Annotated in this window: 2 protein-coding genes and 3 pseudogenes; 2 read left to right on the top strand and 3 right to left on the bottom strand. The window is 68.6% G+C overall.

The features are described 5' to 3' along the window. The first annotated feature begins 65 nt into the window (after positions 1 to 65). Together ACOJVU_RS00130 and ACOJVU_RS00125 are read left to right on the top strand one after the other, a co-directional pair. Positions 66 to 424: pseudogene (locus ACOJVU_RS00130) on the top strand (MarR family transcriptional regulator). Between the two features lie 37 nt (positions 425 to 461). Continuing rightward, positions 462 to 1,073 (top strand): annotated as a pseudogene (locus ACOJVU_RS00125) (integrase core domain-containing protein); the annotation flags it as partial. Positions 1,074 to 1,134: 61 nt separating this feature from the next. Here ACOJVU_RS00125 and ACOJVU_RS00120 read toward each other — a convergent pair. The 3 genes and pseudogenes from ACOJVU_RS00120 to ACOJVU_RS00110 all read right to left on the bottom strand — a co-directional run. Then, positions 1,135 to 2,613, bottom strand: a complete 1,479-nt coding sequence (locus tag ACOJVU_RS00120) for an HNH endonuclease signature motif containing protein (protein ID WP_421527917.1) — start codon at positions 2,611 to 2,613, stop codon at positions 1,135 to 1,137. A gap of 177 nt (positions 2,614 to 2,790) precedes the next feature. Then, entirely contained in the window at positions 2,791 to 4,287 is a 1,497-nt protein-coding gene (locus tag ACOJVU_RS00115) for a M28 family metallopeptidase (protein ID WP_421527916.1), read from the bottom strand. 22 nt (positions 4,288 to 4,309) lie between these two features. Beyond that, positions 4,310 to 4,519 (bottom strand): annotated as a pseudogene (locus ACOJVU_RS00110) (DUF2752 domain-containing protein); the annotation flags it as partial. Positions 4,520 to 4,691: the final 172 nt, after the last annotated feature.

Here is a 4,691-nt window from a genome sequence, read left to right as displayed (position 1 = left end):
GACCTGCGCTCGAAGACCCTGGACGTGCCCGCGCTCGCGGTCGACGCCGCCCTGCGGCTCCTGGCCTGAGCGGCCGGCGCGCCCGAACGGCCGGCGGGCAGCAGCAGCGGCATGCAGGCCGCCGACCTCGTCGTGTCGCTCGCCGGCTGCGGCGCCGGTTGCCCGAGGTCGCGGTCGACGGCGACCTGACGCCGTCCCAGACGGCAGTGCTCATCCGGCTGTGGAAGGAGGGGCCATCGTCGGCCGGCGTGTTGGCCGGCGCCAGGTCATCTCACTGACCGAGGACGGCCGCGAGCGCGCCGCCAGCAACCGCCAGGCCCGGGAGGAATGGCTCGCGCGCACCATGCAGGAGCACTACACCGAACGCGAACGCCGCGTCATCGCCGACGCACTGTCGCTGCTGGAGCGCTTGACCGAATCATGAAAGGGGCTTAGCGGCAAAAGAACTGGGAGTGCATTTCATGCGGCACAACGGCTGGCGAGGTGTCACTCGTGCTCGCCGCCCGCCGCGCACCACCGAGCGTGACCCGGCTGCGAGCCGGGCGCCGGACCTGGTGGGCCGGCGGCGGCGCGTTAGCGCGCCCAATTTGCCCGACGTAGCTGACTTCACCTACGTCGGGCTGGACACCGGTGGGTTCGGCTACACCGCGGTCGTCGTCGAGCGCGCGCTGCGCCACGCGGCGGTCTTCCGGGCCCGTCAAGGCCATCCGTTCAACGACGCCATTCATCATAGCGACCACGGATGACGTTACACTGCAATACATTACGGCGAGATGCTGATGTTGGAGGGACTGATCCCCTCGATCGGGACCGTCGGTGACGCACTGGACAACGCGCTGTGCGAAACCACGATCGGGCTCTACAAAACCGAGTGCGTGCGCCCTGGCTCCCCGTTTCGCGTCGGCCCGATCCGAACCCTCGCCGACCTGGAGAACATGACCTCGGCGTGAGTTAGCTGGTACAACGAGCGCAGGCTCATGCACCGACTGGGCCGCATCCCACCGGCCGAAGCCGAGGCCGAGGCCGAGTACTACGCTCGACTCCAGGCCGGAGAGCACACCGGCCACACGTAACGAGATGCGCATGAAACCGGGGATGCTTCACGCAACTCCGGGCCGTCCGCCGCGATGCGAGTCAGAACGGCGGCGGGTCGTCGTAGTATGCGGGAGGCGCGGGCCCGAAATAGTCGTGGCTGACGGATTTTCCGGCCACGCTGGCCTCGCGGTTTTTTCGGCGTTCGGCCGCCACGCGGTAGGCGCGATCTTGGGCGCGGGTGCGCCGCCGTTTGGGCATCATCGCGGTACGCGGGGCGCAGTAGTCCTGTGCCGGGATGTCGATTTCGGGGGCCGGGCAGCCCCCGACCGCGCGGGCCAAACTCGGGAACAGCAGCGCGCTGCCCGGGGTGGTTACATAGGTGTGCCCGGAGGGGGAGGTCAGGATCAGGGTGCCGTCGGGCAGCTGCTTTTCGGTCCAACCGAGAAACGTTTTGACCAAATGATGGGTTTTGCAGTAGCACTTGAGGTTTGCCGCATGGGTGGGCCCACCCTGGGCGTAAGGGATGGTGTGGTCAAGCTCGCAGTCAAAGGACGGACGCTCACAGCCGGGCCAGCGACACGTCAGATCCCGGCAGCGTACGAAATCGGCCAACGCCTTCGACGGCACATACCCCGGCTCGGGGGCGGCGTCCCCGGGATGAACCAGCGGCACAAGTTTGGCCGTCGCCGCCAGTTCGGCCACCAGGTCGGGGCTGATCAACCCGTCGGCGCACACCTGCGAACCGGGAGCGCCGTCACCGTGCAGAGTGGGCTGTTCGGCCAGCACATGGACAACCACCGGCGGCGCCCCGGCCCGGCCCCGGGCCGGGCAATCAGCACGCCCGCAGCGACACCCCAGCCGATCCGCCCCGCCGGCCAACGCCCCCAACGCATCCGCGCGCCGCTCGGCACGCGAGCGCGGATCCTCAGCACACACCGTCCCCGCCAGCTTGTCCAGCCGTTGATCGAGGGCGTGGGCATCCGGGGTCAGCACGTAGCCGCGCAACTGCGAGAGCCCACCGACCCCCTCGTCGAACTCCACCTCGCGCCCGGGCCGTTCCTCACGGCGACGCCGCACCGCATCGGCGTCGACCCGCGCCACGATCCTGTCGACGGCCCCGGCCACCCGGCTTCGGCTCATCGACGGCCAGCGCGCCACCGCCACCGCCAACTGCCCATCCACGGCCGCCAGGATGGCGGCGTCGGTGATCAGGTCGGTGCGGTAGACGATGGTGGCGAACAACCGGAAATCGATATCGCCGGCCGCAAAGACCGCCCCCACCTGCGGCAGCCGCTCGCGCATCGCCCGCGCATAGTGCACCCGGCTGGCGGCCAAACCCTGGCCGATCCGCAACGCCGCTCCCACCTCGGCAGCCACCGCCGCCATCGTGTCAATCGCCCAGTCCTCGGTCTCCTCACCCTGCGCCAGCCGATACCCAAACAACTCCCCGATGGCCACCAAACCCGCCGCGGCCGCCCTGTTCTCCGTCCGCGCGGAAGCGGTAATCCGATCGACCAACCCCGCCGGACCCGCCTGCTGTTCGAACATACAATCGAGTAAACCAGAGGGGTCTGACATTGCGATCGGGCCGCTCGGTTTTCTGCCACCCAACTCCGGCGGTCATCCCCCGACCGACACGCCCGCGCTTTCACCACGTAGCCGACGCGGGCGCCGCGGCCGGGAGGGCCCGAGCGCGGCGCCGAGCGCCGCGCGAGCAGCCCGGTCAGCAGCAAAGGCCGAAACCGGCCCCGTTGATCAGGACTTGCCCAGCAGGTGCCGGGTCCGGTCCGCCATCCTCGGAACACCATTGCGGCCGTTGATGTCCTGAGCGTACAGGCCGACCGCGTAGGCCACGCCTCCGCCGTTGATGCCCAGCGCGGTGCGGTCGATGTGCTCGAGGGTGTCGGTCTTCTCGTGATAGTTGGGGTCGAACGGCTCCTCGGCCGTGCCGCCCCACAACTTGGCCTGCTCCGCGGACTTCTTGTTCTCGGCCCCGGAGAACAACCCTCCCGCGGGGATACCGGCCAGCGTGAACGCGTCATAATCCGAGCGCCCGTCGAACGACGTGTCCTGCGCGGTCTTGCCGGCTTTGTCCAGGTAGGCGGCCAGTGTGCGTTCGATACCGGCTGAGCCCTCGGGCACCACCGGCCGGCCACGGGAATCGGCCGACAGCGACTGGTCCCCGTCGTAGGTGAAGTACCCCGGATTGGGCGACGCCAGCATGTCGAAGTTAAGGTACAGCGCAATATCCTTGATTGCCTTGACGTCCAGGGACTCGACGTAGTTGCGGGAGCCGATGAGCCCGAGTTCCTCGGCACCCCAGAATCCGAACCGCACCGCGTTGTGCACCGGCGGTGAATTGCCCAGCTGCAGCGCGGTTTCCAGAACGGCAGCCACCCCCGAACCGTTGTCGTTGATCCCGGGCCCGGCAGCCACGCTGTCCAGGTGCGCGCCCGCCATCACAACGTCGGTGGGCGATCCCGTCTTGGTCTGGGCGATCACGTTGCGGGCCTTGAATTTCTGACTTCCGGCGGCCAGCTTGATCGTGGTCGGCCCCGGCTGGGCTCGCAGTTGCACGCCAGTCGACTTGGTGACACTGACCACCGGGATCTTGACGTCGGTGTCCGCCCCGAGCGTGCCGCCCATCTGCTGCTCGTCGACGTTGTCGGAGACGATCATCGCGACGGCGCCGACCTGGGCGGCGGCACCCTCCTTCTGCGCGAAGGGGCACGTGCCCCGGTCGACGAGCACCACCGCCCCGCGCACCGGCAACCGGCCGTAGTCGGCGGCCTTGCACCCCGCTGCTTCTCCGGGCGGAACGGGCACCAGCGGGCCGCTGACACCGTCCGGCGATGTGCCGAGACTGAACTCCAGCGCGTGCGCCTCCACGCCGGTACCGCCGACCGTCACCACCGGCTTCTCGGCGTGGAAGAAGCGCGCCGAGAACTCGGGCGTCTGGACGTCGAAACCTTTGCCCCGCAACGTCTCGACGACGTAGTCGACGCTGGCCTCGTACCCGGGCGTACCGACGGCCCGGGTGCCGTTGTTGGCATTGGCGATGTCTTGCAGTTTCGACAGGTGCGCCATCATCGCGTCCGTCGTGACCTTGCGGTGCAGGGTCGTCGCGAAGTTCACCGCGTCGGCGTTTGCGGTCGCCTGCTCGTTATTGGTGGACCCGTGGAAGCAGCCGGCCAGCAGCACGGTGAGCACGACTGCGAACATCGCGGCCGGCGGCTTGGATGTGTTCACCATCGCTCCCCAGGTTAGACCTGGATCAGACATGCAGTGCGTACAACGGTGCGAACGGTATGTTGCGCACCGCCAACCAGGCTGTCACCAGGACCAGCGTCACCGCCGCCCGCAGATCGCCGTGCAGCAGGAAGTACCCCATACGCAGGCTGCCGCACCCGGGGCAGTCGACCCCGAGCTAAGCCTTGGCGGGGGACACCGGCAGCGCCGCGCTGGTGTCGGAAGCGTCGAAGGCGCCCGCCCTCGGCCCAATCGTTTCTCGGCACGGGTGTGGCGCGGGTGTGGCATAGTCGGGCGACAGCCCTACGCCCGAAGTTCAGGAGTTTCAGTTTGTCCCATTCCAGCTATGCGCTGCGGATCGCGTCGCTCACGGTGCTCGCGGGCAGCTTGGTCTGCACGGGTACCGC

Origin of the sequence: Mycobacterium sp. THU-M104 (assembly GCF_049197365.1) — a bacterium.
Lineage (GTDB): Bacteria > Actinomycetota > Actinomycetes > Mycobacteriales > Mycobacteriaceae > Mycobacterium.
The sequence above is the reverse complement of the archived record's forward strand: the minus strand, read 5'-3'. Positions and strand labels throughout refer to the sequence as shown.

Bases quoted from the DNA above. Each gene is read 5' to 3' on its own strand.
- ACOJVU_RS00120 (WP_421527917.1), bottom strand. From the start codon at position 2,613: ATGTCAGACCCCTCTGGTTTACTCGATTGTATGTTCGAACAGCAGGCG.
- ACOJVU_RS00115 (WP_421527916.1), bottom strand. From the start codon at position 4,287: ATGGTGAACACATCCAAGCCGCCGGCCGCGATGTTCGCAGTCGTGCTC.